The organism is Pseudomonas sp. IT-P260, assembly GCF_949768395.1.
GTDB lineage: Bacteria > Pseudomonadota > Gammaproteobacteria > Pseudomonadales > Pseudomonadaceae > Aquipseudomonas > Aquipseudomonas parakoreensis.
This window is the reverse complement of the sequence record NZ_CATKPO010000030.1, coordinates 1-285: the sequence shown is the minus strand read 5'-3', so window position 1 is coordinate 285 and position 285 is coordinate 1. Positions and strand designations below refer to the sequence as shown.

Here is a 285-nt window from a genome sequence, read left to right as displayed (position 1 = left end):
TTTGATTAGATCGTTCTTTAAAAATTTGGGTATGTGATAGAAAGATAGACTGAACGTTACTTTCACTGGTAACGGATCAGGCTAAGGTAAAATTTGTGAGTGACTCTTAAGAGTTTTGCGAATTTTCGGCGAATGTCGTCTTCACAGTATAACCAGATTGCTTGGGGTTATATGGTCAAGTGAAGAAGCGCATACGGTGGATGCCTTGGCAGTCAGAGGCGATGAAAGACGTGGTAGCCTGCGAAAAGCTTCGGGGAGTCGGCAAACAGACTTTGATCCGGAGAT

General features: G+C 43.5%; 1 rRNA gene. It reads left to right on the top strand.

Features of this window, described 5'->3' with window-relative positions:
- Positions 1–173: 173 nt before the first annotated feature.
- Positions 174–285 (top strand): 23S ribosomal RNA (locus ACM6HV_RS13975); the annotation flags it as partial.